The following is a 4352-nucleotide window of genomic DNA, read 5'->3' on the forward strand; positions in this document are numbered from 1 at the left end:
CGGATCGAAGAACACGGCCTTGTCGAGATTGAAGGCAAGGCGAGTTGTCTGTCCCGGAGCGATGCCGGCATCGGCGCGCAGGCGGGCGACGACGGATTTGCCGCCGAGCTTGGTGACGGCGAAGGTGTCGGAGCCGGCCGGTTCGACCACCTCGATCAGGCAATCGTCCTCGGTCAGCGAGCGCGCCTTGCGGTCGGCGCCGTCGGGGTCGGTCAAGGCTTCCGGGCGGATGCCGAAGATCACTTGTTTTCCGGCATAGGAAGACAGGCCGTGATTGCCTGAGACCACCGGCAGTCGGAGCGGGGCGGCGTTCGGCCGCTCCAGCGCGACGGCAAGCCCGGCCGCGCCATTCTCGACGGTGGCGTTCAGCAGGTTCATCGCCGGCGATCCCATGAAGTCGGCGACAAACAGATTGGCGGGGTTGTTATAGATCTCGGCCGGCGTGCCGAACTGCTGCAGCACCCCGTCCTTCAGCACGGCGATCTTGGTCGCCAGCGTCATCGCCTCGATCTGGTCGTGGGTGACATAGACGAAGGTGGTGCCCATGCGCTGGTGCAGCCGCTTGATCTCGGTGCGCATGTCGACACGCAGCTTGGCATCGAGATTGGACAGCGGCTCGTCGAACAGGAAGACCTGCGGATTGCGCACCAGCGCCCGACCCATGGCGACGCGCTGGCGCTGGCCGCCGGAAAGCTGGCTCGGCTTGCGGTCGAGCAGATGGCCGATCTGCAGCATGTCGGAGACCTGCTTGATCGCCTTGGCGCGCTCCTCCTTCGGAACGCCGCGGATCTCCATGCCGAAGGCGATATTGCCCGCCACCGTCATGTTCGGATAGAGCGCATAGGACTGGAACACCATGGCGATGTCGCGCTTGGAGGGATGCAGGCCGCTGATATCGCGCCCGTCGATGCGGATATCGCCAGAGGTGATCGTCTCCAGCCCGGCAATGGTGTTGAGCAGGGTCGACTTGCCGCAGCCGGACGGGCCGACCAGCACGAGAAAGCCGCCCTTTTCGAGTTCGAGGTCGATCCCCTTGAGAATGTCGATGGCGCCGAAGCGTTTTCTGAGACCGGAGATTTCGAGGAAGGCCATGGGTTACCCTTTGACAGCGCCCGCCATCAGACCGCGCACGAAGTAGCGGCCGGCGAGGATATAGACGATCAGCGTGGGAACGGCCGCGATCATCGCCGCAGCCATGTTGACATTGTATTCGACCACACCGGTCGAGGTGTTGACGACATTGTTCAGCGCCACCGTCATCGGCATGGAATCACCGGTGCCGGCATAGGCCGAGGCAAACAGGAAGTCGTTCCAGATATTGGTGAACTGGTAGATCACCGTGACGACGATGATCGGCAGCGAGTTCGGCAGCATGATGCGGCGGAAGATCTGGAAGAAGCTGGCGCCATCGACCTGGGCGGCCCTTACCAGCTCGGTCGGAAAGGCCTCGTAGAAATTGCGGAAGAACAGCGTGGTGAAGCCGAGGCCGTAGACGACATGCACGAAGACCAGATTGACGGTCGGATTGCCGAAGCCGAAGGAAAAGCCGGTGGCGTTTTGCAGCGTCATGCCGAAGCCGCCGAGCGAACCGAGGATCGTTGCCATCGGCAAGAGCACCGACTGGAACGGGATGAAGCAGGCAAACAGCATCAGCCCGAACACCAGCGTATGGCCGGGGAAACGCCACTTGGTCAGCACATAGCCGTTCAGCGCCCCCATGATGGTGGAGATTGCCACCGCCGGCACCACCATCTTGATCGAGTTCCAGAAGTAGCCCTTGATGCCGGCGCAAGTCAGCCCGACGCAGGTCTCGCCCCAGGCCTTGATCCAGGGATCGAAGGTCGGCGTCTGCGGCAGCGCCAGCATGTCGCCGTTCTGGATCTCGTCCATAGTCTTGAACGAGGTGGTAAGCATGACGAAGAGCGGCATCAGATAGAGGACGGCGAAGATGACCAGCAGGCCGTAGATGACCAGCCGGCCGATCCAGCGGGTGTTGTTATTCCTGTTGTCGCCGCTCTGCGAAGGCGGTGTGGTCGCAGTTATCGTCGAAGAGGTGACGCTGCTCATCGCGCCTTCTCCTTCAGTTCGGAATAGAGATAGGGAACGATGATCGCCGAGATCGTCATCAGCATGATGATGGCGCTGGCCGAGCCGACGGCCATCTCGTTGCGCTTGAAGGTGTATTCATACATGAAGTTCGATGGCAGCCAGGCCGAGCCGCCGGGGCCGCCGGAGGTCAGCGCCACCACCAGGTCGTAGGACTTGATTGCCATATGGGCGAGCACGATGAAGGCCGAGAGAAAGATCGGCCGCAAGAGCGGAATGACGATGCGCCGATAGAGCTGGAAAGCGGAAGCGCCGTCGATCTGGGCCGCCTTCATGATCTCGCCGTCGATGCCGCGAAGACCGGCCAGAAACATCGCCATGACGAAGCCGGACGCCTGCCAGACACCGGCGATGACGACGGTGTAGATGACGAAGTCCTTGTTCTTGATCCAGTCGAAGTGGAAGCTCGTCCAGCCGAAGTGGTGCAGCGTCTGCTCGAGCCCAAGGCCGGGATCGAGGAACCATTTCCAGGCAACCCCGGTGACGATGAAGGACAGCGCCATCGGATAGAGGAAGATCGGCCGCAATATGCCTTCACCGCGGATCTTCTGGTCGAGCAGGATGGCCAGGAACAGTCCGAGCGCCAGGCAGATGCCGATATAGAGAAAGCCGAAGATCGCCATGTTGGTGATCGAGGTATACCAGGAGGACGGCGGATCGCTCTCGAAGGTCCAGCGCCACAGCCGCTGATAGGCGCGCGCCCCGGTCAGCGCATAGGACGGAAAGGTCTTGGAATTGGTGAACGACAGATAGGCCGTCCAGACGATGAAGCCGTAGACGAAGACCAGGGTGATGACGAAGCTCGGCGCCAGCACGATCTTCGGCAACGCATCCTGCAGCCGGCCTCTGAGCGAGATCGGCGTCGATTGCGCCGGCGTCAGAACCGGATCGGTGGTCGCAACGGTGCTCATGGAATGTCGTCTCCCTCCTGCATGATGGTGGCCCTGCATGATCCCTGCATAGCCTCTCCGCACAATCGTCGCGGGATGATCGTCGGAGCCTGAGGCTTCCCCGCGACAATGCGCGGGGAAGCGGTGTCATCGAGCGTGGTCTCAGCGGGCGTCGTCGATCGCCTGGACGAGCTGCTTGACGGCTTCGTCGGAGGTCTTGATCTGGCCGTGGACGAACTTCGAGACGACATCTTTGTAGGCATTGGCGATGGCCGGCGGTGCGCCATAACCCTGGGCCAGCGAGCCGAACAGCGTGCCGCCCTCATTGGCAGCCTTCAGGTCGGCGATGCCCTTCTTGCCGCAGGCGTCGAAGTCGGTGTCGGGAACGTCGGTGCGGGCCGGCACCGAACCCTTGACGACGTTGAAGGCCGACTGGAAGCTCTTCGACAGCGTTGCGGTCGCCAGCGCCACCTGGGCCGCCTTGCGGTCGTCGGGGACGTTGAACATGCCGAACATGTCGGAGTTGTAGACGACGCTGCCTTCGGTGCCGGGGAAGCGGTAGCAGAGGAAGTCGGTATTCGGGGTCTTCTTGGCGGCGACGAATTCGCCCTTGGCCCAGTCGCCCATCACCTGCACCAGCGCATCACCCTTGATGACCATGGCGGTCGCCAGATTCCAGTCGCGGCCCGAGAAGTTCGGATCGACATATTTGATGATCGTCGCCAGATTGTCGAAGGACTTCTTCATCGTGTCCGACTTCAGCGATTCCTCGTCGAGGTCGTTGAAAGCCTTCTTGTAGAATTCCGGACCGCCGGTCGACAGCACGATGGAATCGAACATCGTCGCTTCCTGCCAGTTCTGGCCGCCGAGCGCCAACGGGATCACACCCGCAGCCTTGGCCTTGTCGAGCAGCGCGATCAGCTCGTCGAAGCTCTTCGGCTGGGTGCCGCCGATCTTGTCCATCACCGCCTTGTTGATCCACAGCCAGTTGACCGAATGCACGTTGACCGGGGCTGCGACCCACTTGCCGTCATAAACCGAGAACTTCTGCAGCGCTGCCGGCACCGACTTGTCCCAGCCTTCCTTCTTGGCCGTCTCGGTCAGGTCGCCCATGACGCCGGCCTGGGCATAATCGAGCACGGTATAGCCCAGCATCTGCGAGGCTGTCGGATAGGTGCCTGCGGCAACCATCGCCTTCAACGCCGTCATCGCCGCATCACCGCCGCCGCCGGCAACCGGCACGTCCTTCCAGGCAAAACCTTCCTTCGACAGATCCTGCTTCAAAACGTTCAGCGCCGCTGCCTCGCCGCCAGACGTCCACCAGTGCAGCATCTGAACTTCTTTTACGTCAGCTGC

At 62.0% G+C, this 4352-nt stretch carries 4 protein-coding genes; all 4 read right to left on the reverse strand.

What is annotated here, in order from left to right:
• On the reverse strand, positions 1–1092 hold a 1092-nt coding region (locus HJB82_RS31405), incomplete at its 3' end, for an ABC transporter ATP-binding protein (RefSeq protein WP_221142370.1).
• 3 nt (positions 1093–1095) lie between these two features.
• Entirely contained in the window at positions 1096–2067 is a 972-nt protein-coding gene (locus tag HJB82_RS31410; protein ID WP_221142371.1) for a carbohydrate ABC transporter permease, read from the reverse strand.
• Positions 2064–3017, reverse strand: coding sequence for a carbohydrate ABC transporter permease (locus HJB82_RS31415; protein WP_207581918.1), 954 nt, complete (start codon positions 3015–3017; stop codon positions 2064–2066). Before HJB82_RS31415 ends, HJB82_RS31410 begins: the two co-directional genes overlap by 4 nt.
• A gap of 141 nt (positions 3018–3158) precedes the next feature.
• On the reverse strand, positions 3159–4352 hold a 1194-nt coding region (locus HJB82_RS31420), incomplete at its 5' end, for an ABC transporter substrate-binding protein (RefSeq protein ID WP_221133271.1).

The organism is Rhizobium sp. NZLR10 (genome assembly GCF_019685125.1).
Classification (GTDB): Bacteria; Pseudomonadota; Alphaproteobacteria; order Rhizobiales; family Rhizobiaceae; genus Rhizobium.